This window comes from Shewanella intestini, from assembly GCF_018221465.1.
In the GTDB taxonomy this organism is placed as follows: Bacteria; Pseudomonadota; Gammaproteobacteria; order Enterobacterales; family Shewanellaceae; genus Shewanella; species Shewanella intestini.
Genome location: NZ_JAAIKR010000046.1, coordinates 1 through 1,123 on the forward strand (window position 1 = coordinate 1; position 1,123 = coordinate 1,123).

The window sequence follows — 1,123 nt, forward strand, 5'->3', positions numbered from 1 at the left end:
AATCTTATCACCGGTCGAACAGAGACATATCAGTATGATGATTTACAGCGAATTAGCCGTATTAACGTGTCAGATAATCAAGTTCGTTTACCATTTCAAGCCGCTAACAAAAGTAGTTATGAGCAAAACTTTACTTATGATGAGGTCGGGAACTTATTAGAAAAAGACCATAATAAGTATCGTTATTCATCTCGCCTTCAACATCGTGATACCGCATCAAGGGTGGATTACCATACTCGCATGCTGATGAGTGTTGGCCCTAATGCTTTATCCTATGACAACCGAGGACAAGTACTCGGTTATGGCGATAAACATTATTATTGGGATGGCTTTGGTCAATCGACTAAAGTACAGCAAGGTGCGAAATATGTTGATTTTAGGTATGCACCTAATGGTTCGCGCTCTAGTCGGTTTGATTATCGTAGTGCTCATGAGCAAGTGCGTACTTATTATGTCGATAATAATATTGAAAAAACGACCATTATCAATAATGGCAGTAAAACGGAAGTTAAATTTACTGTTTACTTAGGCTCAAGACCAGTTGCCACCTTAAGTAAGCTAGGCACTAATGCAATTGATGTCCGTTATCATTATCAGGATAATTTAAATTCTACTACTGTGACGGCAGATAATAATGGTGATGTAACTAGTAGGGAAATATACCAAGCCTTTGGTAAACGTCACCATATAAGAAATGGAGATAGCCAACCAACAATCAGCTTAATCGGGACACAAGGTGGGCGAGCTGATAATAAGGGATATACTGGTCATGAGGATGTACAAGATTTATCCATAATCCACATGAATGGTCGAATATATGACCCTGATTTAGGGCGTTTTTTAAGTCCAGACCCTTACATAGGACATATATACGCAGACCAAAACTTAAATCGTTACAGTTATGTACTGAACAACCCAATGGCTTATACAGACCCATCAGGGCATGACCCTTTTGCTATATTGGGCTTATTTGTCACTGGTTATGAAATGATTGATGCATATCAAAATGGAGGCATTGAGGCTGCTCTAACGGTTGGTGCGGAAAATATTGCACTCAATGTATTAACTGGAGGCCTAGGTTCGGTTGTAACTTTAGGAGGAAAACTTGTAGTATCAAAAGCGG

The 1,123-nt window shown here is 39.2% G+C and carries 1 protein-coding gene; it reads left to right on the plus strand.

Going from position 1 to position 1,123, the window contains the following annotated elements:
- Positions 1–66: 66 nt before the first annotated feature.
- Positions 67–1,123 (plus strand): RHS repeat-associated core domain-containing protein (locus G3R48_RS17050; RefSeq protein ID WP_212593424.1); only part of this gene is annotated, 1,057 nt, incomplete at its 3' end.